General features: G+C 75.9%; 27 protein-coding genes. 16 read left to right on the top strand and 11 right to left on the bottom strand.

Translation table 11 applies throughout. From position 1 onward, the window contains the following. Nucleotides 1-219: 219 nt before the first annotated feature. The 4 genes from K353_RS05470 to argB all read right to left on the bottom strand — a co-directional run bounded on the left by K353_RS05470 (nucleotide 220) and on the right by argB (nucleotide 4,098). Nucleotides 220-1,215 (bottom strand): ABC transporter substrate-binding protein, encoded by a 996-nt coding sequence (locus K353_RS05470; protein ID WP_111552407.1) that lies wholly within the window; start codon nucleotides 1,213-1,215, stop codon nucleotides 220-222. Nucleotides 1,216-1,285: 70 nt separating this feature from the next. Next, nucleotides 1,286-1,531: a phosphopantetheine-binding protein gene (locus K353_RS05475; protein WP_111552408.1), complete on the bottom strand. Its 246-nt coding sequence runs from the start codon at nucleotides 1,529-1,531 to the stop codon at nucleotides 1,286-1,288. 101 nt (nucleotides 1,532-1,632) lie between these two features. Continuing rightward, nucleotides 1,633-3,000 (bottom strand): lysine N(6)-hydroxylase/L-ornithine N(5)-oxygenase family protein, encoded by a 1,368-nt coding sequence (locus K353_RS05480; RefSeq protein ID WP_111552409.1) that lies wholly within the window; start codon nucleotides 2,998-3,000, stop codon nucleotides 1,633-1,635. A gap of 150 nt (nucleotides 3,001-3,150) precedes the next feature. Then, nucleotides 3,151-4,098: an acetylglutamate kinase gene (gene argB / locus K353_RS05485; protein ID WP_233533399.1), complete on the bottom strand. Its 948-nt coding sequence runs from the start codon at nucleotides 4,096-4,098 to the stop codon at nucleotides 3,151-3,153. A 386-nt stretch (nucleotides 4,099-4,484) separates the two neighbouring features. Here argB and K353_RS05490 point away from each other — a divergent pair, with 386 nt between their 5' ends. Both K353_RS05490 and K353_RS05495 read left to right on the top strand, forming a co-directional pair. Continuing rightward, complete coding sequence (locus tag K353_RS05490; protein ID WP_111552410.1) at nucleotides 4,485-5,774, top strand: glycoside hydrolase family 16 protein; 1,290 nt, start codon at nucleotides 4,485-4,487, stop codon at nucleotides 5,772-5,774. Between the two features lie 238 nt (nucleotides 5,775-6,012). Continuing rightward, entirely contained in the window at nucleotides 6,013-7,686 is a 1,674-nt protein-coding gene (locus tag K353_RS05495) for a beta-1,3-glucanase family protein (RefSeq protein WP_111552411.1), read from the top strand. Nucleotides 7,687-7,765: 79 nt separating this feature from the next. On the opposite strand, the gene K353_RS05500 is transcribed toward K353_RS05495, so the two are convergent. The 5 genes from K353_RS05500 to K353_RS05520 all read right to left on the bottom strand — a co-directional run bounded on the left by K353_RS05500 (nucleotide 7,766) and on the right by K353_RS05520 (nucleotide 12,712). After that, nucleotides 7,766-9,265: an MFS transporter gene (locus K353_RS05500; protein ID WP_111552412.1), complete on the bottom strand. Its 1,500-nt coding sequence runs from the start codon at nucleotides 9,263-9,265 to the stop codon at nucleotides 7,766-7,768. Between the two features lie 106 nt (nucleotides 9,266-9,371). Continuing rightward, nucleotides 9,372-10,388 carry an XRE family transcriptional regulator gene (locus K353_RS05505; RefSeq protein WP_111552413.1) on the bottom strand — a complete coding sequence of 339 codons (1,017 nt, stop codon included), beginning with the start codon at nucleotides 10,386-10,388 and terminating at the stop codon, nucleotides 9,372-9,374. A gap of 287 nt (nucleotides 10,389-10,675) precedes the next feature. Then, nucleotides 10,676-11,161: an ATP-binding protein gene (locus K353_RS05510; protein ID WP_111552414.1), complete on the bottom strand. Its 486-nt coding sequence runs from the start codon at nucleotides 11,159-11,161 to the stop codon at nucleotides 10,676-10,678. Then, nucleotides 11,161-11,637 carry an STAS domain-containing protein gene (locus tag K353_RS05515; RefSeq protein WP_233533382.1) on the bottom strand — a complete coding sequence of 159 codons (477 nt, stop codon included), beginning with the start codon at nucleotides 11,635-11,637 and terminating at the stop codon, nucleotides 11,161-11,163. The genes K353_RS05510 and K353_RS05515 overlap by 1 nt, the downstream gene beginning before the upstream one ends. An 82-nt stretch (nucleotides 11,638-11,719) precedes the next feature. Beyond that, on the bottom strand, nucleotides 11,720-12,712 hold the full coding sequence (locus tag K353_RS05520) for a SigB/SigF/SigG family RNA polymerase sigma factor (protein ID WP_233533383.1): 993 nt from the start codon (nucleotides 12,710-12,712) through the stop codon (nucleotides 11,720-11,722). Nucleotides 12,713-13,060: 348 nt separating this feature from the next. Here K353_RS05520 and K353_RS05530 point away from each other — a divergent pair, with 348 nt between their 5' ends. The 13 genes from K353_RS05530 (at nucleotide 13,061) to K353_RS05590 (ending at nucleotide 21,448) form a co-directional block, all read left to right on the top strand. Next, entirely contained in the window at nucleotides 13,061-13,384 is a 324-nt protein-coding gene (locus tag K353_RS05530; protein ID WP_111552416.1) for a plasmid stabilization protein, read from the top strand. A 564-nt stretch (nucleotides 13,385-13,948) separates the two neighbouring features. After that, nucleotides 13,949-14,329: a VOC family protein gene (locus K353_RS05540; RefSeq protein ID WP_111552418.1), complete on the top strand. Its 381-nt coding sequence runs from the start codon at nucleotides 13,949-13,951 to the stop codon at nucleotides 14,327-14,329. A gap of 483 nt (nucleotides 14,330-14,812) precedes the next feature. Further along, nucleotides 14,813-15,184 (top strand): hypothetical protein, encoded by a 372-nt coding sequence (locus tag K353_RS05545; protein WP_111552419.1) that lies wholly within the window; start codon nucleotides 14,813-14,815, stop codon nucleotides 15,182-15,184. A 99-nt stretch (nucleotides 15,185-15,283) separates the two neighbouring features. Beyond that, nucleotides 15,284-15,493, top strand: a complete 210-nt coding sequence (locus tag K353_RS05550) for a CsbD family protein (RefSeq protein ID WP_111552420.1) — start codon at nucleotides 15,284-15,286, stop codon at nucleotides 15,491-15,493. A 261-nt stretch (nucleotides 15,494-15,754) separates the two neighbouring features. Next, nucleotides 15,755-16,441, top strand: coding sequence for an HAD family hydrolase (locus K353_RS05555; protein WP_100834867.1), 687 nt, complete (start codon nucleotides 15,755-15,757; stop codon nucleotides 16,439-16,441). Nucleotides 16,442-16,446: 5 nt separating this feature from the next. Continuing rightward, nucleotides 16,447-16,614, top strand: a complete 168-nt coding sequence (locus tag K353_RS34230; RefSeq protein WP_158585347.1) for a hypothetical protein — start codon at nucleotides 16,447-16,449, stop codon at nucleotides 16,612-16,614. A gap of 117 nt (nucleotides 16,615-16,731) precedes the next feature. Continuing rightward, nucleotides 16,732-17,580 carry a dimethylargininase gene (gene ddaH / locus K353_RS05560; RefSeq protein ID WP_111552421.1) on the top strand — a complete coding sequence of 283 codons (849 nt, stop codon included), beginning with the start codon at nucleotides 16,732-16,734 and terminating at the stop codon, nucleotides 17,578-17,580. Beyond that, nucleotides 17,577-18,755 (top strand): iron-containing redox enzyme family protein, encoded by a 1,179-nt coding sequence (locus tag K353_RS05565; RefSeq protein WP_111552422.1) that lies wholly within the window; start codon nucleotides 17,577-17,579, stop codon nucleotides 18,753-18,755. The genes ddaH and K353_RS05565 overlap by 4 nt, the downstream gene beginning before the upstream one ends. After that, on the top strand, nucleotides 18,752-19,045 hold the full coding sequence (locus K353_RS05570; protein ID WP_111552423.1) for a hypothetical protein: 294 nt from the start codon (nucleotides 18,752-18,754) through the stop codon (nucleotides 19,043-19,045). Before K353_RS05565 ends, K353_RS05570 begins: the two co-directional genes overlap by 4 nt. Next, nucleotides 19,042-20,193, top strand: coding sequence for a YbdK family carboxylate-amine ligase (locus K353_RS05575; protein ID WP_111552424.1), 1,152 nt, complete (start codon nucleotides 19,042-19,044; stop codon nucleotides 20,191-20,193). The genes K353_RS05570 and K353_RS05575 overlap by 4 nt, the downstream gene beginning before the upstream one ends. 79 nt (nucleotides 20,194-20,272) lie before the next feature. After that, complete coding sequence (locus K353_RS05580) at nucleotides 20,273-20,923, top strand: HemK2/MTQ2 family protein methyltransferase (protein WP_111552425.1); 651 nt, start codon at nucleotides 20,273-20,275, stop codon at nucleotides 20,921-20,923. After that, complete coding sequence (locus K353_RS05585) at nucleotides 20,910-21,170, top strand: CDGSH iron-sulfur domain-containing protein (protein WP_100834872.1); 261 nt, start codon at nucleotides 20,910-20,912, stop codon at nucleotides 21,168-21,170. The genes K353_RS05580 and K353_RS05585 overlap by 14 nt, the downstream gene beginning before the upstream one ends. A 47-nt stretch (nucleotides 21,171-21,217) precedes the next feature. Then, the gene (locus K353_RS05590; protein WP_146616399.1) at nucleotides 21,218-21,448 is read left to right on the top strand and encodes a DUF6213 family protein; all 231 of its coding nucleotides are present in this window, start codon (nucleotides 21,218-21,220) and stop codon (nucleotides 21,446-21,448) included. Nucleotides 21,449-21,521: 73 nt separating this feature from the next. On the opposite strand, the gene K353_RS05595 is transcribed toward K353_RS05590, so the two are convergent. Next, on the bottom strand, nucleotides 21,522-24,068 hold the full coding sequence (locus tag K353_RS05595; RefSeq protein ID WP_111552426.1) for a SpoIIE family protein phosphatase: 2,547 nt from the start codon (nucleotides 24,066-24,068) through the stop codon (nucleotides 21,522-21,524). Nucleotides 24,069-24,294: 226 nt separating this feature from the next. Between K353_RS05595 and K353_RS05600 the strand changes: the two genes are divergently transcribed. Beyond that, a complete protein-coding gene (locus tag K353_RS05600; RefSeq protein WP_305000287.1) occupies nucleotides 24,295-24,846 on the top strand; it encodes a type 1 glutamine amidotransferase domain-containing protein in 552 nt (183 codons plus the stop codon). 124 nt (nucleotides 24,847-24,970) lie between these two features. Here the strand turns inward: K353_RS05600 and K353_RS05605 are convergent, their stop codons facing one another. Beyond that, nucleotides 24,971-25,207: a DUF6296 family protein gene (locus K353_RS05605; protein ID WP_111552428.1), complete on the bottom strand. Its 237-nt coding sequence runs from the start codon at nucleotides 25,205-25,207 to the stop codon at nucleotides 24,971-24,973. Between the last annotated feature and the right edge of the window lie 629 nt (nucleotides 25,208-25,836).

A 25,836-nucleotide genomic window follows, 5' to 3' on the forward strand; every position in this document is an offset into this window, starting at 1 on the left:
GGCCCGGTGTGGGCGCGGGCCGGGGCCGCGGCGTGGTGCTCGTGCGTGGTGCTCGTGCGTCGTGCTCGCGCGTCGTGCTCGCGCGTCGTGCTCGCGCGAGGGGTGCCCGCCCGAGGTCGGCCGGTACGGGTGCCCGTACGGGGTGCTCTCGCGGGGGGTGGTGCGGGGAACGCGTCGGGCGGGCCGCTGCCGCAAGCGGCCCGCCCGACTGCGCCGGTGCTACTGGCCCTTGAGGACGGTCTCGATCTGGTCGAGGACGTCGATCGAGGTGCCGTAGCGGTCGGTGGTGGCGTACGTCAGCGGGACGACCTTGCCGGCCTTGACCGCCTTGAGGTTCTGCCAGGACGGCTGCTTGTCCAGGTCCTTGGTGTCCTGCGGGACCTCGCCGGTGGCGGCCGTCCTCGGGATCAGGATGATGTCGGCGTCGGCGAGCACGTCGAGCTTCTCCACCGAGTAGGTGACCTCGTGGTCGGTGGTGTCGGCGGACGCCTGGGAGAACTTCGCGCCCGCGTCGTTCAGCACCCGGCCGACCCAGGAGGTGGCGGTGTCGACCAGGAACTCGCCGCCGCCGTAGGAGGAGGCGATGGTCCACTTGGTCGAGTTGAGCTTGTCCGCGTAGGTGGTCTTGATCTTCGCGGCCTTGGCGTCGTAGTCGGACTTCAGCTTCTTGAACTCCGCCTGCTTGCCGACCGCGGTGGCGATCTTCTCCTGCGCGTTCAGCAGGTCGACCGGCTTGTCGATGCCGAAGTACAGGGTGGGGGCGATGCCTTCGAGCTTGCTGACGCCCCAGTCGAACGCGGTGGCGCCCTCGACGATGATCAGGTCCGGGCGCAGCGAGGCGACCTTCTCGATGTTGATCTCGATGCCGGAGCCGATCGGCTCGATCTTCTTGGCGGCCTCGGTCTGCGAGGGCAGCAGCTCCATCGGGTTGTTCTCGTCGATGGTGCTGGTGCCGACCGGCTGCACGCCCAGGTCGAGCAGCGCGCCGGTGGCGTACGAGATGCTGACGATCCGCTTGACGTCCGCCGGGACGGTGATCTTGCCGTTGGTGGCCTCGACGGTGACCGGGCCGGCGCTGTTGACGGCGCCGCCGCTCGGGGCGGCGTCCTTGCTGCCGCCGTCGCCGCTGGAGCCGCAGGCCGTGGCGGCGAGCGCGACGGCGGCGGCCGCGGCGAGCGCTCTGGCGGTGCGGGAGGTCAGGGCGCGGGTGTTCATGGTTCTCCTAGCGGGGGGTGGTGCGGGCGGCGGGAACGGCGGGGTACGGCGGGTGGTGCGCGGGCCCGGGTCAGGCCCGGGTCAGGTACGCGGACCAGGCCAGCAGGGTGGGCGCGGTGCCGAGGTCGGCCAGGTCGGCGAACTCGACCCGGGCGCCGCGGGCGCGCCAGGTCTCGACCAGGTGCATCACCCGCATCGAGTCCAGGCCGAGGTCGCGCAGGTCGTCCTCGTCGTGGATGTCCTCGGGGCGCTCGCCGAGCAGGTCGGCGATCTCGGCGCGCAGCGTGTCGGGGTCGAAGCCGACGGGGGCGGTCATGTCGTGGGGTCCGTTCCGGAGGTGACGCGGGGTCGGGGTGGGCCGGCCGGGCCGGGGCGGCGCGCGGTGCGGGCCCCGGCGGCGTTCGGGCGCGGCGGGGCTCAGGCGGTGGCGGCGGCGGTCGCGGCGCCGCGGGCCCGCAGGTCGCGGCCGGCCCGGCGCAGCAGCATCGAGTCGCGGATCTCGCCGGAGCGCACGGCCAGCGTGGAGAGCAGCGAGGAGGTGATGCCGTGGGTGTGCTCGGTGCCGCCCTGGAGGTAGATGCCGACGTCGAGGCGGTCGTCGGTGAGCACCCGGTGGTCGCGGTCGACCCGCAGCCGGCCCTGCTCGTCGGTGCGGCAGGCGGCGGCGAGCTGCTCACCGAGCAGTTCGCGCGGGTCGACGTGGGTGTACCCGGTGGCGAGCACCACCGCGTCGCACTCCAGGACCTGCTCGCGGCCGGTGGTCAGCGAGCGGACGTGCGCCCGGGCGCCGCCGGGGCCCTCCTCGGCGGCGGTCAGCCGGGTGGCGTTCAGGATCCGCAGGCGCTCGTGCCCGGCGACCTTCTCCTGGTACGCGGTGCGGTACAGCGCCTCGATCAGCTCGCCGTCCACCACCGAGTAGTTGGTGTTGGCGTGCTGGGCCAGCAGGGTCCGCTTGGCGGTCTCGGGCGCGGCGTAGAACTCGTCCACGGCCGACGGGTCGAAGATCCGGTTGGCGAACGGGCTGTCGTCGGCGGGGCTGTAGCCGTACCGGGTGAGGACGGCGCAGACCTCCGCCTCGGGGAAGGCGCGGTGCAGGAACTCGACGGCCTCGGCGGCGGACTGCCCGGCGCCGACCACGGCGATGCGTCGGTGCCTGAGCGGGCGCTGCGCCAACTCCGGTGCGCGCAGCAGCAGGTCGCGGGTGTGCCAAAGGTGCGCGCCGGTGCGGACGCCCTCGGGCAGCCGGGGGGTGAGGCCGGTGCCGACCGCGATGTTGCGGGCGGGCCGGACCCGGCGGTCGCCGCCGCCGAGGGCCTCGGAGACCACCTCGACCTGCTCGGTGCGGCCGTCGGGCCCGGTGACCGGGCGGATGCCGGTGACGGTGCGGGCGTAGCCGACCCGGTCGGCGAACTCGGCGGCGCACCACTCGAAGTAGTCGTGGAACTCCAGCCGGGTCGGGTAGAAGGTCTTCAGGTTGATGAAGTCGGCGAGCCGGCCGCGCTCCTGGAGGTAGGACAGGAAGGTGAAGCGGCTGCGCGGGTCGCGCTGGGTGACCAGGTCCTTGAGGAAGGAGACCTGCATGGTCGCGCCGTCCAGCAGCATGCCCCGGTGCCAGCCGAAGCCCTCCTGGCGCTCCAGGAAGCTGGCCCGCAGCGGGGGTTCGCCGGCGGACCGGTTGTGGTCGTCGACCGCGATCGCGAGGGCGAGGTTGGCGGGGCCGAAGCCTATGCCGACCAGGTCGTCGACATCCCCGTCCGTGCGGACCGCCTCGTTCTCCAGCGACATGCGCGTCCTTCCCTCTTCCCGGTACCGGTGCGGCGGGGGCGGGTGGACCCGCACCCCCTTTTTACTTTGGTAAGGCTTACCTAACTTCCCCTACCGCGGGCGGCTGAGTCAAGTTCAGTCCGCGCCGCGGCCAGCGCCTTTGCCCGCGGGCTACCGGCCGGCGAGCACCGCGCCCGCGTCCGAACCCGCGCCGGCGACCGCCCCCGCACCTGCCCCCGCACCTGCCCCCGCACCCGCGACCGCCCCCGCCGCCGGGTCGCGGACCACCCGGGTGCCGGGCGCGGCCGGGCCGAACGCCCGCAGCACCGCGTCGGGCACCCGCCCATCCAGCACCCGCACCTCGCCGACCCCGGCGCGCAGCGCCGCCAGACAGGCCGTCATCTTGGGCACCATGCCGCCCGCCAGTCCGGGCAGCATCCGGGCCAGCTCACCGGCCGTCAGCCGGCCGATCGGGCCGCCCTGCGGGGGCCAACTCCGGTACAGGCCGGGCACGTCGGTGAGCATCAGCAGCGCCCGCGCGCCGAGCGCCCCGGCCACCGCGGCGGCGGCCGTGTCGGCGTTCACGTTGTAGACGGCGCCGTCGGAGCGGTCGGCGGCGGGGGCGATCGAGGAGAGCACCGGGATGCGGCCGTCCGCGAGCAGGGCGTCCAGCAGCCCGGTGCGCACCTCGGCGACCTCGCCGACCCGGCCCAGGTCGACCGGCCGCCCGTCCGCCCGGCCCCAGCGGCGGACCGCCGCCAGGGTGCCGGCGTCCTCGCCGGTCAGGCCGACGGCGAAGGGGCCCTGCGCGTTGAGCAGGCCGACCAGTTCGCGCTGCACCCGTCCGGCCAGCACCATCCGGACCTCGTCCATCACCTCGGGCGTGGTGACCCGCAGCCCGCCCGCGAACGGCGCGCTCACGCCGATCCGGCTCAGGTGCGCGTCAATCTGCGGGCCGCCGCCGTGCACCACCACCGGGCGCAGTCCGGCGTACCGCAGCAGCACCACGGAGCGGGCGAAGGACGCCTTCAACTCCCGGTCCACCATGGCGTTCCCGCCGAACTTCAGCACCACGGTCGCGCCCCGGTGGGCCCGCAGGCCGGCCAGGCAGGACAGCAGGTCGGGGCTCGGCTCCGGGCCCCGTCCGGACCTCGGTCCCGAGTCCTTCCCCGAGTCCGACGACTCCGCGCACAGTCCGGCCACCGCTCGCCTCCCACGCTCCTAGCGCCACCCCGGTCAGTTAGGCAAGGGTTACCTTACATGTCGTCCGGACCGCTGCCCAGCACGCCCCGGCGAGGCACCCGTCACGCCCGAGAGAGCGCTCTCACGGGTCTCCGTCCGGCCAACCGACGTCAGCCTCCAAGTCCTGAACGCCAGTTACCGCCGAAGTTCGGGAAAATCGGCCGTTCTTTGACGTTGCCATGCCGATATCCCGTCCGTACGATTCAGGCCAACCGGCGGAGGCGCCCCGCCGCAGAGAGCGCTCTCAGACAAAGGATTCCTCCATGGCTGCTGCCACCCGCACGCGCCGTTGGTCCCTCGGCGGATTCGTGCTCCTCGTCGCCACCACCCTGGTGGCCGCCGCACCGTTCGGCACCTCCCCCACCGGTGCCACCCGGGCCGCCGCCGTCGCCCCGGCCGCCGCCCCGGTGGCCGCCGGCAGCTGGGGCGACGACTTCGACGGACCGGCCGGCTCGGCCGTCGACCCCGCCAAGTGGACGCTGGAGACCGGCGGTTCGGGCAACGGCAACCACGAGCTGCAGTACTACACGGCGGGCGCCGCGAACGCCGCGCTGGACGGCCAGGGCCACCTGGTGATCACCGCCAAGCGCAACTCCGACCCGGGCCTGTCCTGTTGGTACGGCACCTGCCAGTACACCTCGGCCCGGCTGAACACCGCCCGCACCTTCACCCAGGCGTACGGGCACTTCGAGTCCCGGATCAAGATCCCGCGCGGGCAGGGCATCTGGCCCGCCTTCTGGATGCTCGGCAACGACCTCTCCACCGCGGGCTGGCCCACCAGCGGCGAGCTCGACATCATGGAGAACATCGGCCGCGAACCGGGCACCGTGCACGGCACCATCCACGGCCCCGGCTACTCCGGCGCGGGCGGCATCGGCGCCCCGTACAGCCTGCCCGGCGGCCAGTCCTTCGCCGACGCCTTCCACACCTTCGCCGTCGACTGGAGCCCCACCGCCATCACCTGGTCCGTGGACGGCACCGCCTACCAGACCCGCACCCCCGCCGACCTGGGCGGCAACCGCTGGGTCTTCGACCACCCGTTCTTCGTGATCCTCAACCTCGCGGTCGGCGGCGACTGGCCCGGCAACCCCGACGGCTCCTCCACCTACCCGCAGACCATGACCGTCGACTACGTGCACACCACCACCTGGGGCGGCAGCACCGGCGGCACCTCCACCGGCCGGATCACCGGCCCCGGCGGCATGTGCGTGGACGTCGCGGGCGGCTCCAGCGCCGACAGCACCCCGATCCAGCTGCACAACTGCACCGGCGCCGCCGCCCAGCAGTGGACCGTGGGCAGCGACGGCACCGTCCGCGCCCTCGGCAAGTGCCTGGACGTCGCCGCCGCCTCCCACAACGACGGCGCGGCGATCCAGCTCTACACCTGCAACGGCACCAGCGCCCAGCAGTGGACGCACCGCTCCGGCAACGACTTCCTCAACCCCGGCTCCGGCAAGTGCCTGGACTCCCCGAACGGCTCCGCCGCCGACGGCACCCGGCTCCAGCTGTGGACCTGCAACGGCACCGCCGCGCAGAAGTGGACGCTCGGCTGACGCCCGGTCAGCCCTGACCCGGCCCACCCGCCGGCACCCCGGCACCCCGACACCCCGACACCCCGACACTCCGACACTCCGACCACGGGCCGTCCCCCACCGGCCCCTTCCCCGCGCGGCCGGCCGCGTCCGGCACCTACCGCCGGCCGGCCGCGCCCCTCACCGCACCTCCGCACCGCACCGCACCACCCACGCGTCCCTTCCTCCCCTCCCCCGCCCGAGAGGACTCCCCCACGCCATGACGCACCGCCCCCCGGCGAAGCTCTCCCGCCGCTCCCTGCTGGCCGCCGCCACCCTCGCCCTGCCCGCCGGCTACCTGGCGTTCGGCGGCGGCGAGGCCCAGGCGCAGACCCCGGCGACCCTGGCGCTCGACCTCGCCAACACCACCGGCAACAACACCGTCTACGCCTACGTGGTCGGCCGCGACCCGGCGGCCGGCGGCGGCTGGGCCTTCCTCCAGTCCAACGGCTCCAGCCTGTACCACCCGCCGAACCCGGCCAACGACCAGACCCCGCTGGGCGTGGACTGCGCGATCGCGCTGAACGCCTCGGGGGCCGCGCCGCGCCGGGTGACGCTGCCGCACCTGGACAGCGGACGGATCTACTTCTCGGTCGGCGCCAAGCTGACCTTCCTGATGAACCGCGGCGGCGGCCTGGCCCTGCCCTCGGTGGTCAACCCGAGCGACCCGAACATCGACGTCCGGCACGACTTCTGCGAATTCACCTTCAACAACGACCAGTTGTTCGGCAACATCACCTTCGTCGACATGGTCTGCCTGCCGATCGCCTTCCAGCTGGAGGTCTCCGGCGGCGCCACCCAGACGGTGCGCGGCCTGCCCTCCGACGGCCTGGCCCGGGTGGCGTCCGCGCTGCGCGCCCAGTCCTCGGCCGACGGCTCGGACTGGAGCAAGCTGGTCGTCAACCGCAGCGGCGGCGACCTGCGGGTGCTCGCCCCGAACCTGGCGATCCGCGGCAACAGCTCCCTGTTCAGCGGGTACTTCGAGCCCTACGTCGACCAGGTGTGGAGCAAGTACGCGAGCACCGACCTGCGGATCGACACCCAGTACACCTGGGGCGCGTTCACCGGCCGGGTCAGCGGCAACACGCTCACCTTCCCCGGCGCCGGGTCCTTCGCCAAGCCGTCCACGCTGGCGATCTTCTCCTGCAGCGACGCGCCGTTCACCACCGGCAACGACCTGATGGGCAACCTGAGCGCCCGGCTGGCCGCCGCGTTCAACCGCACCACGCTGCTCAGCAACCCCAACCAGCCCACCGGTGAGAACCCGGCCGCGTTCTACACCCAGGCCCGCACCAACCACTACGCCCGGATCCTGCACTCCACCACGCCCGACGGCCTCGGCTACGCCTTCCCGTACGACGACGTCCACCCGGCGGGCGTCGACTTCGAGGGCAAGGTGCAGTCCGGCGCGCCCACCCGCTGGGTGATCACCGTCGGCGGCCTGGCGGGCGGCGGTGGCGGCAGCACCACCCCGCCGCCGAGCGGGGGCGGCAGCGCGTTCGGCACCGTGCAGGCCGAGTCGTACACCGCGCAGTCCGGTGCCCAGACCGAGACGTGCTCCGACACCGGCGGCGGCACGGACGTCGGCTGGCTGGCCAACGGCGACTGGCTGCGCTACTCGCTGGACTTCGGCTCCGCCGGCGCCACCCGGATCGACGCCCGGGTGGCCTCCGGCGCGGCGGCCGGCGTCAGCGGCCTGGTCCAGGTCCGCCTGGGCAGCCCCACCGCGACCCCGGTCGGCAGCTTCGCCGTCGGCAACACCGGCGGCTGGCAGACCTGGACGACCGTCCCGGCCGACCTGAGCCGGATCACCGGGTCGCAGACGGTCTACCTGACCTTCAGCAGCGGCCAGCCCGCCGACTTCGTCAACCTCAACTGGTTCAAGTTCTCCTGACCCCCGGAGCGGCGCGGTGCGGGGACGGCCCGTCTCGGAGGCCGTCCCCGCACCGCGCTCGTACGCCGCCGCCCCGGCGTCAGGTGCCGGCGTCGGCCCGTTCGACCTGGCTGAGCGGCGCGGCCAGCGACTCCAGGCTGCGGCGTTCGGCCCGGACGCCGAGGAACGCCTCGACCAGGCCCGCGGCCACCATCAGCGCCGCGCCGATGCAGAACGCCAGCGTCGCGTCGCCGACCTCGCCGCTGCTGACCAGGCCGTTGAAGAGCAGCGGGCCGGAGATACCGCCCGCCGCCGTACCGACCGCGTAGAAGAAGGCGATGCACAGCGCCCGGGTCTCCAGCGGGAAGATCTCGCTGACCGTCAGGTAGGCGGCGCTCGCCCCGGCGGAGGCGAAGAACAGCACGACCGTCCAGCAGGCCGTCATGGTGGTGGCGCTCAGCGAGCCGTGGTCGAACAGCCAGGCGGTGCCGAACAGCAGCACGCCCGAGCCGATGTAGCTGCCCGCGATCATCGGTTTGCGGCCGACCGAGTCGAAAAAGTGGCCGAGCAGCACCGGCCCGAGGAAGTTGCCGACCGCGATCACCGCGAAGTAGTAGCCGGTCCGGCCCGCCGGGACGTCGAAGAACTGGGTGAGGATCGCCGCGTACCCGAAGGTGATCGAGTTGTAGAGGAAGGACTGTCCGATGAACAGCGACAGGCCCAGGACGGTGCGGCGCGGGTAGGTGGAGACCAGGGTCCGGGCGATGGTGACGAAGCCGATCGGGCCGCGCTCGCGGATCGTGATCGGCGGCTCGTCCACCGGTGGCAGCGGCTTGCCGGTCTCGCGCTCGACGATCTCCTCGGCCTCGGCGACGATCCGTTCCGCCTCCTCGCCCTGCCCGTGCGTGAACAGCCAGCGCGGGCTCTCCGGGACGTGCCGGCGCACCAGCAGGATGACCAGGCCGAGCACCACGCCGATGCCGAACGCCAGCCGCCAGCCGACGTCGGTGGCGAACAGCGAGGTGTTCAGCAGCAGGATGGAGGCGAACGCGCCGAGCGCGGCGCCGATCCAGAAGCTGCCGTTGACGATCAGGTCGATCCGGCCGCGCACCCGGGCCGGGATCAGTTCGTCGATCGCCGAGTTGATGGCGGCGTACTCGCCGCCGATGCCGAAGCCGGTGAAGAACCGGCAGAGGAAGAAGAACCAGGGCGTCCAGGACAGCGCGGTGATGCCGGTCGCGACCAGGTAGACGGCCAGGGTGAGCATGAACAGCTTCTTCCGGCCCAGCCGGTCGGTCAGCCAGCCGAAGAACAGCGCCCCGGTGCAGGCGCCCGCCACGTAGATCGCGGCGGCGACGGTGGTGACCTGGGCGCTGCTGATCGCGATGCCGCTGCCCGGCTCGGCCAGCCGGGCGGCCAGGTTGCCGACCACGGTGACTTCCAGGCCGTCCAGGATCCAGACGGTGCCCAGGCCGATCAGGATGCGCCAGTGCCAGGGTGACCAGGGGAGCCGGTCCAACCGGCCCGGGACGTCGGTCTCGACGGCTGCCGGGCCGTCCCCGGCGGCGGAAGCGGCGGTGCGGCGGTGCGGTGCGGACATCTTCGACCTCCGTCGTCCGGCCCTCGCCCGGTGCGTCCGGGCGGGCCGGGGGCGCGTCTGCCCTGGCCCGGCCCCCGGCACACCTCCGCGCCCGGCGCACCCCCGATCAGCCCACCCGGGTTGCCCCGGCGGCGCCGATCCGCTCCAGTAGCTCCGGGACGCCGGGCTGTCGGCGGTACGGGCCGAAGGCCGGGGCCAGGCCGCGGACCAGGGCGGCGCAGCGCGGGGAGCCGATCCGGGTGGCCAGGTCGAGGGACTCGGCGGTGGCGGCGAGGGCCTGTTCGACCTCGCCGGTGCGCAGGTGGGTGCGGGCCTGGTAGGCGAGGAAGACGCCGCGGGTCTTGGCCCGGGCGGGCGGGAGCTGGGCGAGTCCCTCGGCGATCCGGGTGCGGGCGGCGGCGGGGCGGCCGAGGTCGAGCAGGCAGCCGCCGGAGTCGACGGCGAGGTCGGCGGGGCCCATCCAGGCGCACCAGGCGGGGGCCGGGTCGGGGGACGGGGTGGCGAGGGCGCGCTCGGCGGCGGCCAGGTCGTGCCGGCAGGCGGCCGGGTCGTGGCGGGCGGCGTGGGCGCGGGCCCGGCGGAGCAGCAGCAGGGCGCGGGCGGTGGGGTGGAGGGTGGCGGTGAGGGCGTAGTCGAGGCGGTCGGTGGCGGCGGCGGGCCGGCCGAGCCAGGTGGCCTGGTAGGCGGCGTCGGCGAGGATCCCGGCGGCGCGTCCGTGGTCGCCGGCGCGGTGGGCGGACTGGAGGGCGAGTTCCCACCGGCGTCCGGCGGTGGGGTGGCGGCCCCGGTCGAAGAGGTGCCAGCCGCTGGTGGTGGCGAGCGAGGCGGCCAGCCGGTGCAGCCGCCGACCGGTGGGTTCGTCGTACCGGCCGGTGGTGATCAGGGTGCGGACGGTGGCGAGCTGGGCGTCCAGCAGGCGGGCGGTCCGGCCGCGCTGCTCGGCGGGCAGGGCGGCCAGTCCGCGGCCGCCGCTCTCCAGCCAGGCGACGAACTCGGCGTCCACCCGGGTGCCGCCCAGCAGCCTCCCCAGCCGCCCGGGGTCGGCCGCCCCGCCGGGCCCGCCGGGTGCGGCCAGCGCGGCGAGCGAGACCGCGCCGAACCCCACGAAGCTGCGACGGTCCACGGCGCCTCCCGGTACGTCTCGGCGTCCGCCCGGCCGGGGGCGTACGGGGTCCTCGCCCCGCACCCTGCTCCGACCGGGACGACGAGCGTACTGGCCGCCGACCCCGCCGGGCACCGCTCCCACCGGTATCGACCGCTCCCGACCGCTCCCGACCCGTGTCGATCGAACCTGTCCGGCCTCGGACCTGCCCGGACCTGCGCGTCCCCCGTCCCGACCCGGCCCCGGCGGGCGGGACTCGCTCCCCGCTTCCCCCGTGGCACCGCCGTGGCACCGCCGTGGCACCGCGTTCAGGGCTCCGCCGGGGGGCGGACGATCTCCAACCACACCGTCTTCCCGCCGCCTACCGCCGGTTCGCTGCCCCACGCGGCGGCCAGCCGGTCGACCACCCGCAGTCCGTGCCCGCCGGGTCGGGCGGGCTCCGCGGGCGGGCGCAGCACCGGGGGGCGGTCGTCGGCGTCCCGGACGGCGACCCGCAGCAGCGGCCCGTACCTGGTCAGCTCCAGCGCGTAGGGCCCGGCGGCGTGCTGGCAGGCGTTGGTCACCAGTTCGCTGGTCATCAGCAGGACGTCCTGGGCGGCGGCCCGGGTGCCCTCGTCCGGCGCGGCCAGCCAGCCCCAGGTCCGCAGCGCGCCGCGGGTGAACTCCCGGCTCCGGGCGACCGCCCCGGGCGCGGCGGCCAGCGGCAGGCACCGCCGCTCCGGCCCGGCCGGGACCGGCCCGGCGGGGGCGGCGGAGTAGGCCGGGTCGGCCGGGTCGGCGGGGTGCGCGGCCATCACGGGGCCCCGGACGGGTCGTCCGCGCCGGACTTGCCGGGCTCCGCCGGTCCACCCAGGTCCGCCGGTCCACTCAGGTCCGCCGGTTCACCCAGGTCCGCCGCGAGCGCGTCCTCGACGGTGGGGTGGACGGCCAGCACCTCGTCCGCGCCGGTGATCTCCAGTAGGCGGCCGACCATCCGCCCGGGCGCGGCCAGCAGCAGCGGCAGGCCGGTCCGCCGGGCGGCGACGTGGGCGCGCAGCAGCAGGTTGAGGCCGGTGGAGTCGCAGAACTCGAGGCCGCCGCAGTCCACCACCACCCGTCCGGGCCGGTCGTCGACCGCCTGTTCCAGCGCGTCCAGGAGGGGTTCGACACTGTCGTGGTCGAGTTCGCCCTCGGGCCGCACCACCAGCGCGCCGGGCGGGTGGCGCAGCACGACGGTGAGCGGGGTGACGGTGAGCGGGACACCGGGGCCCGGGCCGGGCTGTGCGTCCACGTGCGAACACCTCCTGCCGTTCGGCGTCGGCTCCTCGTCCCCCGGGTGGCACGGCCTCGCGGCTACCCGGGCGGCCCGGACCTCAATCAGCCGCGCCGTGCACCGCGCACCCGGCCTCCTCCTCGCCCGGCTCGTCGCGCATGCCGTCGGCGTCCTCCTCGCCCCGCGTCTGGCCCTCCCCGGCCGCGCCCTCGATCTCGGCCCGCAGTCCGGCGAGGGTCGCGGAGAGGATCCGGGAGACGTGCATCTGGGAGACGCCGATCTCGGCGGCGATCTCGTTCTGGGTGAGTCCGCCCCAGAACCGCAGCAGCAGGACGGCGCGTTCCCGTTCGGGCAGTCGGCTGATGAACGGCTTGGCCATCACCCGGAGTTCGGCGACCTCCAGTTCGGGGTCGCAGCCGCCGAGCCGGTTGATCAGCGCGCTGCCGCTGTCGTCGGAGTCCTCGTCGCGCAGCGAGTCGAGCGAGTCGCAGCGGCAGAGCCGTCCGGCGTCGATCCCCTCGGCGGCCTCCTCCTCGGTGACGTGCAGTTCCTCGGCGAGTTCGGCGGTGTCGGGCAGCCGGCCGAGGCTCTGTTCGAGCCGGTCGGAGGCGCGGGCGGCGGCCAGGTAGCGCTCCTGCACGCTGCGCGGGACGCGCAGCGGCCACGAGGTGTCGCGGAAGAACCGCTTGATCTCGCCGGAGACGGTGGGGATCGCGTACGTGACGAACTCGACGCCGCGCTCCGGGTCGAAGCCGTCGACGGCCTTGATCAGCCCGACGGTGCCGACCTGGATGATGTCGTCGAGCTCCTCGGGGCGGTGCCGGAACCGGGCGGCGACGAACCGCACCAGCGGCATGTTCAGCTCGATCAGGGTGCCGCGGACGTAGCTGTGGGCGGGATCCTCGGGGGGCAGTTCGGCCAGTCGGGCGAACAGCGCGTCGCTGAGGCGGCGCGCCTCGTACTTGCCCATCGCCCGCATCTCCCGCCGGGTGGGCCGGTGCATCGGGTCGACCTCGGCCGTCCCTGGTCCGGGGGTGGACGCGGGGGCGCTGCCGGACGCGGGGGTGCCGCGCGGAGTGGACGTGGTGGTCACGGGGAGTCATCTCCGGGGAACGGTGGGACCCTCCCTGCGCGGACTGCGGCGTGCCGGGCTCCGGACGGTGGAAAGACCCCGTCCGGGACTCGGTGGGCCGCACGGCGGCAGGGCGGGCGGAGAACCGTGGAACCCGGCTTCTTCAGGCGACGGCTCCCAGCACGCGGCTCGCGGCTCGCATGCCGTGGGGTGACGGACCCCTGCGGGTCGGCCGCGCCGGGCGGTGCGCCCGGCATGGCGACCTATTCCTACCCCCGTCCGGCCGCCGCGAACCGGATTCCTCCGATTCACCCGCCTTGATCCGGGTATGCGGGCCAGTGAACCGTCCGCGACGAGAGGAGTCCGACCATGCCCGCCGGATCGAGCCCCAAGCGGGAGCGGCAGTATGAGCACATCAAGGAGAGCCAGCTGGAGCGCGGATCGAGCGAGAAGCGCGCCGAGGAGATCGCCGCCCGCACGGTCAACAAGGAGCGCGCCCGGCACGGCGAGAGCCGGACGGCCAGCCGCAGCTCCATCCACGACGTCTCCTCCGGCCACCGGGGCGGCAAGCGCTCGCACCGCGGAGCCGGCGGCCCCACGTACGACCAGCTGTACAACGAGGCGCGGCAGCGCGGCGTCAAGGGCCGCTCGAAGATGAACAAGGACCAGCTCGCGCACGCCCTGGGGCGGTGACCGCGATGACCATCCCGGTGCCCGCCGACCCGGACGTCCGGCCGCCCGACCCGCCCGACGTCCCGCCCCGGCCGACCGATCCGCCCGGCCCGCTCTCCCCCACCCCGCCGCTCCCGGACCCGGACCCGCCGATCGCCCCGGTCCCGCCCGACCCGCAGCCCCCGAACCCCGGACCCCCCGGACCCGGTCGCCCCGACCCGCTCCCGGACCCGGAACCGCCGGGCCGCCCCGGGCCCCCGCTCCACCCCGACCCGCAGCCCGAACCCGTCCCGCAGCCCAGCCCCCCACCACCGGGCCCGTGACCCCGGACGACCGCCCCGCCCCGCACTGCCACACCCGGCAGGGCGGGGCGGGGCGTCGTTACGGGGTCTCACGGGAGTGATAGGCCCTCACGGACAGGTGCGCGGCGCGCGGCGCCCCGGGCGCGACACTCCGGGCGGGAAAACCGGTCGCGTCCGGCCGTTCCCCCGGGTACGGTCGCGGGCGGGTCCGCGCTGCGGCGGCCGTGGGGCCGCGGGGTGCGGACGTACCGTCACATCCCCTCAGCGGAAGCAGGTTCGGTCGATGGCGTGTCGGATCGGTGAACTCGTACTCGGTTGCCGGGAGCCCGAGGTCCTGGCGCGGTTCTGGTGCGAGGTGCTGGACTTCGTGGTGCTCGGCCGCGAGGACGACGGCAGCGTCGAGATCGGCCCGCGCGAGGGCTTCGGCGGCGCGCAGCCGACGCTGTTCCTGAGCGCCCGGGCCGAGCCGGAGCCCGGCAAGTCCCGGCTGCACATCGACGTCAACCCGACCGACCGCGACCAGGACGCCGAACTGGAGCGACTGCTCGCCCTCGGTGCCCGCCCGGCCGACATCGGGCAGACCGGCGAGGAGTCCTGGCACGTCCTCGTGGACCCCGAGGGCAACGAGTTCTGCCTGCTCAAGGCCCGTATCAAGGAGCTCTGACCACTCCCGCCGGCCGGCCGGAGCCCGACCGCCCCGAGCGGCCCGGCCCGGCCGGCCCCGGCCCCGCCGACACCCGCCCCGCGCCCGTGCCCGCGCCCGGAAGAACCGGCTCAGCGGGGCGGCGGCGCACACGGACCCTCCGGGCAGGTTGCCCCAGCAGCCGACGGCCAGGTCCGCCACCATGACGGCCGCGTCCCCCTCCGCGTACCGCCCCCCTGGGCCCCGCCCTTCTCCTCCCCCGGCTCTCCGTTCCGGCACGGGCGGTCGGACACCCCGGCGGCGGTGCCGTCGGGCGGGCGGGAGGAACGTGCCGCACCGCACCGTGACCGCCGTGGCCGCCGTGACCGTTCCGGCGGACGCCACCCGCCGCGGCGGGGCTGATTCGGTCCGGGCGCACTGGGCAGACGCGACCGAACCAGGGGCAACCGGGCAACGGACCCCACGGGACCAGGAAGCAACGGAGCTAGCGAAAGGACCTGGACCATGCTGCTGCTCGGACTTCTGCTGTTCGCGGCGTCCGGTGCGTTCGCGGGCCTGCTGATCGCCGACAACCTCGGCGGCGGGCCCGAGACGGGCGTCACCGTGCTCGGCCACCAGATCGCCACCATGAGCACCCTCGGCGCGTTCCTGGCCGGGCTGGCGCTCGCGCTGCTCTTCTGCGCCGGGCTCGCCCTGATGCGTGGCGGCCTGCGCTGGCGCCGCCACCACCGGGCGGCTCCCGTGCAGGACACCCCCGTGGCGCTGGACCGCACCGACGAATCGGGGGCCACCAGGGCGGACCTGTCGTCCGCCGACCGGCCCACGACGACGACCCAGCGCCCGCAGGGCCGCCCGCGCCACCGCTTCACGCACTGACGGGGCCACCGCCGCCCGGCGACCCCGCCCCGTGACCGGACCGGAACGACGCAGGGAACGACCGCACGAAACGACCGCACGATCGAGGAGGACCGACCCATGAGTGACGCATCCGACCGCATGAAGCACAAGGCCGAGGAGGCCGTCGGCGCGGCGAAGGAGAAGACCGGTGCCGCGGCCGGCAACGAACGGCTGGAGAACGAGGGCCGCGGCGACCAGGCCGAGTCCCAGGCGAAGCAGGGCGTCGACAAGGCCAAGGACCGGATCGCCGAAGGCGTGGACAAGGTCAAGGGCGCGTTCAAGCGCTGAGCCCCGCACCCCGGCCGCCGCCCGTCGAACACCGACGGGCGGCGGCCGGTCCGTGTCGACGCTCCGGCGCCCCGCCGCCGGATCCGCCGAGGCCGAGTGCAGGTCGAGGGCGGTACCGGTCGAGGCAGGGCAGGTGCACGCCCGCCGGGTCGCCGGGACCCGGTCGGAGGCCGGGGGTGTGGGGTGCGGCGGCCCGGGTAGACGGGGGCCCGCACCGGAACGGTTCCGGGCGGAGGAACGGTTCGGGAGGAGGCGAAGGGCATGGCAGCGGACGTCGCGGCCGCGCTGTTCGACGTGGACGGCACACTGGTGGACACCACGTACCTGCACACCCTCGCCTGGTGGCAGGCGCTGGCGCAGTTCGGGCACGAGGTGGACGCGGCCCCGATCCACCGGGCCATCGGCATGGGCAGCGACCAACTGCTCGACCACCTGCTCGGGGACGACCGGGACCGGTCGGAGGACGAGGCGATCGGCGCCGCGCACCTCGCGCTGTACGCCCAGCACTGGCCCGGCCTGCGGGCCTTCCCGGGGGCGGCGGAGCTGCTCCGGGAGTGCGCCGGGCGCGGGTGGCGGGTGGTGCTGTCGACCTCCGCGTCGGGCCGGGAACTGGACGTGCTGCGGAAGGTGCTGGACGCCGACGACGCGGTGCACGCGGTGACCGACGCGGACGCGGTGGCCGCCTCGAAACCGGCCCCTGACCTGGTGCGCGCCGCACTGGAACAGGTCGGCGCCCGGGCGGACCGCTCGGTGTTCGTCGGCGACAGCGTGTGGGACGTCGAGGCGGCGAACCGGGCCGGGACCCCGTGCCTCGGGGTGGAGACCGGCGGTCTCGCCGCCGCGGAACTGCGCGACGCGGGCGCCCTGGAGGTGCACGCCTCGGTGGGCGCACTGCTGGCCGGCCTGGACGACAGCGCGCTGGCCCGCCCCCGGACCGGTGAGCGGTGACCGCAGTGCGCACGACGCCCGGCCGGGCCCCGCGGCTCGGCCCGCTGCTGACCCGGTTCCGCTACCGCACCAGGGCGGCGGCCTGGGCCTCGCTGTCCGCCGTGTGCACCCGGCTGGGCGCAGGCACCGACACGGGGGCGGGGGCCGCCGCCGGCGGGCACCGGGACGGCTGACGAACGGCGGCGGGCCCGCCGGACGACCTCTTCCGGCCCACCGTCCCTGCCCCCGCCCCTTCCCCGCCGCGCCCGGTGCGCCGTTTCGCTCCGGACGGCGGTGGACAGACGCGGCGCATGAACGCCTCCCCCGCCCCCACCGCCGCCGGGCTCGCCGGTCCGGCCGTCCGGCGGCGGCGTTACCTGCTGTGTCCGCCCGAGCACTTCGCGGTGGAGTACGCGATCAACCCGTGGATGGACCCGGACCGTCCGGTGGACCGGGCGGCGGCGCTGCGGCAGTGGCGGGGGCTGGCGTCGGTGCTGCGCTCCCTCGGCCACCGGGTCGACCTGCTCGCGCCGGAGCCGGGCCTGCCCGACATGGTGTTCACCGCGAACGGGGCGACGGTGGTCGACGGCCGGGTGCTGGTCGCGCGGTTCCGGCACCCGGAGCGCGCGGGCGAGTCGGCGGCGCACCGGCGCTGGTTCGCCGCCGCGCGGTTCCCGCAGGTCCGGACGGCCGTCGAGGTGAACGAGGGCGAGGGCGACCTGCTGGCGGCCGGGCCGCGCATCCTCGCCGCCAGCGGCTTCCGCACCACCACGGCCGCCCACCGGGAGGCCGAGCGGGTGTTCGGCCGACCGGTGGTGTCGCTGCGGCTGACCGACCCGCACTACTACCACCTGGACACCGCGCTGGCCGTCCTGGACGACTCCCGGGTGATGTACTACCCGGACGCGTTCGCCCCGGAGGCCCGCCGCCTGCTGCGCCGCCTCTACCCGGACGCGATCCTGGCCGACGCGTCGGACGCCGCCGCGTTCGGCCTGAACGCCATCAGCGACGGCCGCCACGTGGTGCTGCCGGACGGGGCGCGGGGCCTGGCCGGGCAGCTGCGGGCGGCGGGGTTCGTCCCGGTGCCGGTCGACCTCCCGGAGCTGCGGAAGGCCGGCGGCGGGCCCAAGTGCTGTGTCCTGGAACTGCGTTCGGAATGAGGTGCACTCCCGTGCCGACCGATGCCCGTACGACCGCCACCACCACCGCCACCGACCCCGTCCTCCCCGCCGCCCGCGGCCCGCTCTCGGCCGCCGTCCTCGCCGCGCTGCGCCGCCCCGCGCCCACCGACCTGACGCCGCTGCCGGTGTCGGTGCCGACCGGCCTCCCGGCGGACTCCCGGAGCGGGGACCCTCGCGACACGGACCCCTGGGACGCGGACCCCTGGGGCGAGGACGTCCAGCTCGCCCTGTACGTCTGCTACGAGCTGCACTACCGGGGCTTTGCGGACGTCGATCCGGCCTGGGAGTGGTCGCCGCCGCTGCTCGCGCTGCGCGGGCGGCTGGAGCGGGCGTTCCTGGAGGCGCTGCGCCGGGAGGTGGGCGAGCCGCCGCCGCTGGCGGACGTGCTGGCCGGGCTGCTGGTCGAACCCCCGGACGGTGACGGCCCCTCGTACCACCTGCGGTCGGCGGGCACCCGGCAGCAGGCCCGCGAGTACCTGGCGCACCGCTCGCTGTACCACCTGAAGGAGGCCGACCCGCAGATGTGGGCGGTGCCCCGGCTGCCGAACCCGGCGAAGGCGGCCCTGGTCGCGGTGCAGTACGACGAGTACGGGGCGGGGCGGCCGGAGCGGGCGCACGCCGAGCTGTTCGCCGGGATGATGGCGGACTTCGGCCTCGACCCGACCTACGGCGCGTACCTGGACGCGGTGCCCGCGCCCGCGCTGGCCGTCGTCAACACGATGTCGCTGTTCGGCCTGCACCGGTCCCTGCGGGCCGCGCTGGTCGGGCAGTTCGCGGCCGTGGAGATCACCTCCCCGCCGGGCGCGGCCCGGCTCGCCGAGGCGTTCGAACGTCTCGGCGCCAGCCCGCGCGGGACGCTCTTCTACCGGGAGCACGTCCTCGCCGACGCCGTCCACGAGCAGCTGGTCCGGCACACCGTGATCGAGCCGCTGCTCACCCTGCCCGACTGCCCCGCGCAGGAGATCGCCTTCGGCGCACTGGCCTACGCCCGGGCCGAGGACCGGCTGGCCGACCACCTGACGGCCGCCTGGCGCTCCGGCCCCGAGCCCGGCTCCGGCTCCTCGCTGCGCGTCCCCCTGCCCGAGCCCGCACCCGAACCCGCGCCCGCGGCCGGGCCCCGCCCGGACCTGCGGCCGGAAGGAACCCGTCGATGACCGCGCGCACCGAACCGCCGAGCCGGACGCCGGAGGGCTCCGGGGCGTTCCCGCGCCCGCTCGACCGGTCCGGGTACGCGGCCACCGCCGGGGCCGTCGGCACCCGGGCCGGCTGCCCGGCCGGTCCCGGCCTCCCGCGCTCGCCCCGCCCGCCCCGCCCGCCGCGCCCCGCCGCGCACCCGCTGCCGCCGGACGACGCGGGGACGGCCCCGGCCGCCGCCGCTGCCGCCCCCACACCCGCCCCGCCCCTCCGCGACGCGGCCGGTCCCGTCCCGGGGCGCCCGGCGTGAGCACCGCACCGGCCGACCCCCGGCCGCCGCTGCTGCGCTTCGGCGTCGAGGAGGAGTTCCTACTGGTCGGCCCGGGCGGCCGGGTGACCGTGCCCGCCGCCGAGGCCGTGGTCGCGGACGCCGCCCGCATCCTCGGGCCGCGCGCCCAGCGCGAGTTCCTGGCCACCCAGGTGGAGGGCTGCACCCGCCCGGTCCGCACCGCCGCCGAACTGCGCGCCGAACTGGCCGGCACCCGGGGCGTGCTGCTGTCCGCCGCCGACCGGGCCGGGTGCCGGCTCGCCGCCACCGGCACCGCCGTGCTGCCCAGCCGCCACCCGCTGCCCGTCACCCCGCTGCCCCGCTACCTGCGGCTGGCCGACCGGATCGACGGCGTCGCCGACCAGATCGGCGCCGAACTGTGCGGCTGCCACGTCCACCTGGGCGAGCTGACGCCCCGTCAGGCGCTCTTCCTGAACGCCAGGTTGCGCGGCTGGCTGCCGCTGTTCCAGGCGTTCTGCGCCAACTCCCCGTTCTGCGAGGGGATCGACCGGGGCACCGCCGCCCTCCGGCCCGAACGGCACGCCAGTTGGCCGACCGTCGGCCCGGCGCCCGTCCTGGACGAACCCGGCTACCGCGCCGCCCTGGACCGGCTGATCGCGGACGGGGTGATCCTCGACCGCCGGATGCTGTACTGGTACGCCCGGCCGTCCGAGCACCTGCCCACCCTGGAGGTGCGGATCGCCGACAGCAACGCCGACCTGGACACCGTCCTGCTGCTCGCCGTCCTGCTGCGCGCCCTCGCCCACACCCTGCTCGACCCGCGGACCGGGGTCCGGCCGCTGCCCGACGGCCCGCTGCGGTCGGCCCACCGCCGCGCCGCGGCCGACGCCCTCGACGCCCGGCTGCCCGACCCGCTCACCGGCGCGCTCCGGCCCGCCCGCCAACTGCTGCCCGCACTGGTCGAGTTCACCACTCCCGCGCTGCTGCGCACGGACGACCTCGGGCTCGCCCGGCAGCTGACCGCCCGGCTGCTGGCCACCGGCTGCGGCGCCGACCGGCAGCGCGCCGCCCTCGCCCGGCACGGCCGCCTCACCGCCGTCGTCGACGACCTCGCCCGGCGCACCGCCGCGACCGCCGCGACCAGCGGCACCGCCGCCGTCCCGCACTGAACCGCAGCGCCGCCCCGCCCCCGCCCCCGCCCCCGCCCCCCGAGGTGTCGCCCCCGGCCGGTCGGGCATACGCGGACGCATGCTGCTGCTACGACCGCCCGGCGTGTACCCCGCCCAGGGGGACACCGACCTGCTGCTGGACGTACTCGGCCGGGAAGCGCTGCGGCCCGGCGCCCGGTGCCTGGACATCGGCACCGGCTCCGGCGCGCTCGCCCTGGCCGCCGCCCGGCGCGGCTGCCGGGTGACCGCCGTGGACCTGTCGCGGCTCTCGCTCGCCACCGCCTGGCTCAACGCCCACCTGCACGGCCTCCCGCTGCGCGTGCGGCACCGCGACCTCACCGCGCCCGCCCCGGGCGACCGGTACGACCTGGTGCTGAGCAACCCCCCGTACGTGCCCACGCCGCGCCCCGGACCGCCGCCGCCCGGCCCCGCCCGGGCCTGGGACGCCGGGCCGGACGGGCGCCTGCTGCTGGACCGGCTGTGCCGCCGGGTGCCCGCGCTGCTCGCTCCGGGCGGGGTGCTGCTGCTCGTGCAGTCCTCGCTGGCCCGGCCCGAGGCCACGGTGCGGCAGTTGCGCGCCGCCGGGCTGCGGACCGCGGTCGCCGCCCGGCGGCGGCAGGAGTTCGGTCCGGTGATGACCGCCCGCGCACCGTGGTTCGAACAGATCGGGCTGATCGAACCCGGCGTCCGCACCGAGGAGTTGGTGGTGATCCGCGGTGTCCGCGACTGAACCTTCCCCCGCCGCCGGACCGCCCCCGCCCCGGGTCCGGCTGACCGAACGCGGCCCGCTGCTGATCGACGGCCCGGTGGAACTGCTCCTGCCGGACGGCACCGTCCTGCCCTGCGACCGCCCGGTCGTCGCGGTCTGCACCTGCCGCCGCAGCCGCCGCTACCCGCTGTGCGACACCAGCCACCGCCGCCGCGGCCGCGGCGCGGCCCCGTTTCCCCCCGACGGCCCCGGGCAGACGCCCGGATGAACACCGCACATGGACGTACGACGCAAGCGCAGGAGGAGGTGGACGCCGTGGAGCGACTCAGCGTTCCGGTGATCTGCGGATTGTCCGGCGGCCTGGCCATTCCGGCCCTCCAGGTGGTCGAACTGCTGCGGGCGCTGCCCGAGGAGTGGGAGGAGTGGGCGGCCCACGAGGACAGCCGGCTCGACCCGGCGACCACCGGCGCCCTCGCCGACCTGGTCCGCCAGCTCGCCGACCAGATCGACCTCGCCTGCATCGAGATCGCCAGCGACGAGGAGTGACCCCGGAACGTGCACGCCGCAGGTGCACCTGCGGCGTGCACCCCTGCCCGGCGCCGCGCCCCGCACCGGGGGTTCACCCCCGGTGCGCGCCCGGGCGGCGGCGGACGGCGAGCAGGCAGATGTCGTCGAAGGGGTTGGGCGCGCCGAAGCGGCGCAGCAGGTGGTCGAGCAGTTCGGCCGGGTCCGGGTCGGCGCGGTAGTCGGCGCAGGCGTGGAGCAGTCGGCCGACACCGCTGTCCAGGTCGGCCCCGGCCCCGCCACCGCTCCCGGTACCGCCACCGCTCCCGGTACCGCTCCCGGCGCGGTCCCCGCTCTCGGTGCCGCCCCGGCGGCCGGCTCCGCGCCGTTCGATCAGGCCGTCGGTGTAGAGCAGCAGGGTGTCGCCGGGGGCGAGGTGGAGTTCGGCGGTGGGGCGGTGGGCGCCGGGGGTGACGCCGAGGACCAGGCCGGGGGGCGGGTCGAGGCTGCGGGCGGTGCCGTCGCGGAGCAGGACGGGGGGCAGGTGGCCGGCCCGGGCCCAGGCGAGGTGGCCGGTGCGGGGGTCGAGGCGGGCGACGGTGACGGCGGCGATGTGGTCGGCGCGCTGGTGGCAGAGCATCCGGTCGAGCCGGTCGAGGATCTGCCCGGGCGGGGCGCCGTCATAGGCGATCCCCCGCAGCGCGTACCGGAGTTGGGACATCGCGACGGCGGCGGTCAGGCCGTGCCCGGAGACGTCGCCGATGGCGAGCAGGACGGTGCCGTCGGGCAGGTCGAGCAGGTCGTACCAGTCACCGCCGACCTTGCGTTCGCGTTCGGCGGGCAGGTAGCGGCCGGCGCTGTCGAGCCCGCGGACCGGGCGGCCGGCCGGGGCGCGCATCAGGGCCTGCTGGAGGGCGTGGACGGCGCGCTGCTCGTCGCCGGTGCGGCGGCGCTGGTCGGCGAGGCGGTCGCGGGTGTCGCTGAGGGCCTGTTCGGCACGCCGCCACGGGGTGACGTCCTGGACGACGCCGCTGAGGGCGAGCAGGCGGCCGTCGTCGGCGACGGCGGCCTCGCCGAGGGCGCGCAGGTTGCGGTAGCCGTCGGCGGCGCGGACGGCGAAGTCGACGGTGACGGGGGTGCGGCCGTCCAGCAGGGCCAGGGCGGCGGCGCGGACGGGCTCGCGGTCGGCGGGGGCGATCGCGTCGAGGGCGGTGCGCGGGTCGAGGAGGTCGGTTCCGGCGGGGGTGCCGAACAGCTGCGGGACGCCGTCCGAGCAGGAGATCCGGCGCTCGCCGGGGCGCCACTCCCAGGTGCCGACCCGGGCCAGCCGGCCTGCCTGGGCGAGTTGGGCGATCCGCCGGTCGCGTTCGTCGTGGGCCCGCCAGGTGAGCAGCAGGCCGTCCTGGAACGGGGTGGCGCACACCGTCATCGCGCTGGCCCGGGGGCTGCCCGCGACCGTCTCGACGTACCGTTCCGCCTCGCCCCGGTAGGGGATGCCGTCGGCGGCGGCGGTGCGCAGGCGGTCGAACGTCCCGGAGGCGACCGTGCCGGGGTACAGCTCGGTCAGCCGGCGGCCGCGCAGCTCGGCGGCGGACCGTCCGGCCAGGTCGACGGTGGGCGCGTTGGCGTACTCGACCCGCAGGTCGGCGACCTTCCCGTCCTGGCCGCGGACGGCGCGCAGCACCAGCACCGGGTCCAGCAGGCCGTCCAGGACGGCCCGGAACCACGGGGCGTCCACCGGGTCGAACACCTCGGACGGCGCCTCGGGCAGCAGCGCCACGGGCAGGCGCAGCAGCGTGTCGGCGGCCAGGTCGGCGAGCGCGGCCAGGTGGGCCTCGGCGGCCGGGGTGGGGCGGTAGCGCTCCGGCCAGCCGATCTTGAGCGCGCCGAGCAGCCGCCCGCCGGCGTGCAGCGGGAGGGCGCAGACGGTGGTGCCGGGGACCAGGTCGCCGCCGTCCTGCTCGGGGTAGCGGGCCGCGAACTCGCGCCGGTCGGTCACCCACACCGGCCGGGCGGTGCGGACGGCCTCGGTGAGCGGCACCCGGGTGCGCGGCGGAATCCGCTGCCACTGGCTGAGCTGCCGCGACGACACGCCGTGCGCGCCGACCAGCCGCAGCGCGCCGTCCGGTTCGCACACGGCGAGGACGAGCGCCCGGGCGCCGAGCGGGTCGAGGGCGGCCCGGTGCAGGCGTTCGGCCAGCTCGTCGGGGTCGGTGGCGGTGGTGAGCGCGGCGGCGGCCAGGTGGAAGCGGGTGGCCAGCCCGTCCTCGGTCTCCGGCTCGTCCTCGTCCTTGCCGTCCTTGCCGTCCTTGCCGTCCTTGCCGCCGCTTCTGCCCTTGCTCCCGGCCTCGGGCCGTGCCGGTGCGGCGGGCGGTGGTTCGGCGGCACCCGGGGTGTCCACGGCGGGGGTCTCGCGTGCGGTCGGGGGCGGAGCGGCGGTGGCGACCAGGTCGGCGGCGAGCTGCGCCAGCTTGCGGTTCTCGTCCTGGGAGCGGCGCACCAGGGCGTCGAACGCCTGGTCGGGCGTGCAGCCGAGCCGTTCCACCAGCACGCCCTTGGCCTGCTCGATCACCGCCCGGGTGCGCATCGCGGTGCGCAGCCCCTCCAGTTCGGTGCGCAGCCGGTCGACCGTGGCCTCCAGCCCGGACTTCTCGCCGTCCACCGTGCCTCACCGCCTCCGCCGCCCGACCCGCCACCCGTTCCGCCGCCTCCACCCTAGGCCGCCGGGCCACCCCTTTTGCTCCATTCACACCGGTTTGGCCGATGCCGTTCGTGGTGAAACGTGCCGGGAGGGGGACCCCTCCCGCGTACCCACCGAGAAACGGAGAGCCGACATGAGCGACACCAACGGCACCGGCAGCACCGGCGAGCTGCAGGAGCTGGAGGGGGTGACCGTGGCGTTCCTGGTCGCACCCGAGGGCACCGAACAGGTCGAGCTGACCTCGCCCTGGCAGACCGTCCTGGACCACGGCGGCACCCCGCGCCTGGTCTCCACCGAGCCGGGCGAGATCCGGGCCTTCCACCACCTGGACCGGGCCGACTCGTTCACGGTGGACGCGACCGTCGCGGACGTCTCGGCCGGCGACTTCGACGCGCTGGTACTGCCCGGCGGCGTCGCCAACCCCGACTTCCTGCGCACGGACGAGAAGGCCGTGGAGTTCGTCTCCGGGTTCTTCCAGCACGGCAAGCCGGTCGCGGTGATCTGCCACGGGCCCTGGACGCTGGTCGAGGCCGACGTCGTCCGCGACCGCACCGTCACCTCCTGGCCCAGCCTGCGCACCGACCTGGGCAACGCGGGCGCGCACTGGGTCGACCGCGAGGTCGTGGTCTGCACGAACGGCCCCAACACGCTGGTCTCCAGCCGCAAGCCGGACGACCTGCCGGCCTTCGACCGCGCCCTGGTCACCGCCTTCTCCGCCTCGTCGGCCGCCACCACCTGACCCGCTGCCGCCGGGCTTGCCGGGTCCGGCCGGCGGGCGTCCGGGCCGCAGCCGTCCGGGCCGACCGACACCTCGTCGGGCGGCCCGGTCCGGCTGTCCGGCCGCCGACTCGCGGCCCGTCCGCTCAGCTCTCGGCCAACGGGTAGGCGTGCCCGAAGGGGTGGCACAGGCCGGGCGGGTAGGGCTCCAGGAAGCAGGCGACCGTGCCGTGCACCGTCACCCGCAGACCGTCCGCGCTCAGGTAGACGGCGAGGCCCTCATCGGTGGTCTCCGCCGAGCGGTATACCAGCACCACCACCTGCGGGGCGTGCGCCCCCGGTCGCCCGGGGACGGTGATCCGGTAACCGTGCGGCCCTGTCATGACTCCACCTCGGCCCTGCTCGTCCAGGACGTCGTCCACCACGCGCCCATCCCCGCCCCGCGCATACCCCCGGGGTGTTCACCCAATCGCCGCACCCGGCCCGCCCGGTCGGCCCGCCGCGACACCCGCGACGGCGGCGGCGGCCCGGGGCGGACGCACACCCCGCTCCCGCTTCGCCCGACCGAGAACGTGCACCTGTGCGGACCCACCGGGGGCAGCGTGCTCCGCCTCGCCGACACACTCCACCTGTTCCACCTGTTCCACCGGTGCCGCTGGTTCTCCTGGTCCCACGACCGCGCGGACCTCGGCGTCGCCGGGCCGGCGACCTGGCGCTCCATCACCGAACCGACCTGGTGCTCCATCACCGAACCGGCCGCCTCCCCGGCCCGCACCGCTCCTCGGCTGCGCCGAGAGTGGCACATGCCCGTCGCCGATTCCACCCGCCGCCCGCATACCCCCGCCGACCGCACCATCCGGCTCGCGCCCCGTCCGATCGGCGCCACCGCCCGACCGCCCGACCCCCCGACCGCCCGACCGCCCGACCGCCGAGCGGTGGCCGGTCCGGCCGGCCCACCTCCGGCACCGGCCTTCCGCCCGACCACCCGCTCGCCTACTCGCCCACCTACCGA

Source organism: Kitasatospora sp. SolWspMP-SS2h, assembly GCF_003259315.1.
Taxonomy (GTDB): domain Bacteria; phylum Actinomycetota; class Actinomycetes; order Streptomycetales; family Streptomycetaceae; genus Kitasatospora; species Kitasatospora fiedleri.

Excerpts from the sequence above, each read along its gene's own strand:
- K353_RS05470 (WP_111552407.1), bottom strand. The coding sequence starts at position 1,215 with ATGAACACCCGCGCCCTGACCTCCCGCACCGCCAGAGCGCTCGCCGCG.
- K353_RS05475 (WP_111552408.1), bottom strand. The coding sequence starts at position 1,531 with ATGACCGCCCCCGTCGGCTTCGACCCCGACACGCTGCGCGCCGAGATC.
- K353_RS05480 (WP_111552409.1), bottom strand. The coding sequence starts at position 3,000 with ATGTCGCTGGAGAACGAGGCGGTCCGCACGGACGGGGATGTCGACGAC.
- K353_RS05490 (WP_111552410.1), top strand. The coding sequence starts at position 4,485 with ATGGCTGCTGCCACCCGCACGCGCCGTTGGTCCCTCGGCGGATTCGTG.
- K353_RS05495 (WP_111552411.1), top strand. The coding sequence starts at position 6,013 with ATGACGCACCGCCCCCCGGCGAAGCTCTCCCGCCGCTCCCTGCTGGCC.
- K353_RS05500 (WP_111552412.1), bottom strand. The coding sequence starts at position 9,265 with ATGTCCGCACCGCACCGCCGCACCGCCGCTTCCGCCGCCGGGGACGGC.
- K353_RS05510 (WP_111552414.1), bottom strand. The coding sequence starts at position 11,161 with ATGGCCGCGCACCCCGCCGACCCGGCCGACCCGGCCTACTCCGCCGCC.
- K353_RS05530 (WP_111552416.1), top strand. The coding sequence starts at position 13,061 with ATGCCCGCCGGATCGAGCCCCAAGCGGGAGCGGCAGTATGAGCACATC.
- K353_RS05540 (WP_111552418.1), top strand. The coding sequence starts at position 13,949 with ATGGCGTGTCGGATCGGTGAACTCGTACTCGGTTGCCGGGAGCCCGAG.
- K353_RS05545 (WP_111552419.1), top strand. The coding sequence starts at position 14,813 with ATGCTGCTGCTCGGACTTCTGCTGTTCGCGGCGTCCGGTGCGTTCGCG.
- K353_RS05550 (WP_111552420.1), top strand. The coding sequence starts at position 15,284 with ATGAGTGACGCATCCGACCGCATGAAGCACAAGGCCGAGGAGGCCGTC.
- K353_RS05555 (WP_100834867.1), top strand. The coding sequence starts at position 15,755 with ATGGCAGCGGACGTCGCGGCCGCGCTGTTCGACGTGGACGGCACACTG.
- ddaH (WP_111552421.1), top strand. The coding sequence starts at position 16,732 with ATGAACGCCTCCCCCGCCCCCACCGCCGCCGGGCTCGCCGGTCCGGCC.
- K353_RS05565 (WP_111552422.1), top strand. The coding sequence starts at position 17,577 with ATGAGGTGCACTCCCGTGCCGACCGATGCCCGTACGACCGCCACCACC.
- K353_RS05570 (WP_111552423.1), top strand. The coding sequence starts at position 18,752 with ATGACCGCGCGCACCGAACCGCCGAGCCGGACGCCGGAGGGCTCCGGG.
- K353_RS05580 (WP_111552425.1), top strand. The coding sequence starts at position 20,273 with ATGCTGCTGCTACGACCGCCCGGCGTGTACCCCGCCCAGGGGGACACC.
- K353_RS05605 (WP_111552428.1), bottom strand. The coding sequence starts at position 25,207 with ATGACAGGGCCGCACGGTTACCGGATCACCGTCCCCGGGCGACCGGGG.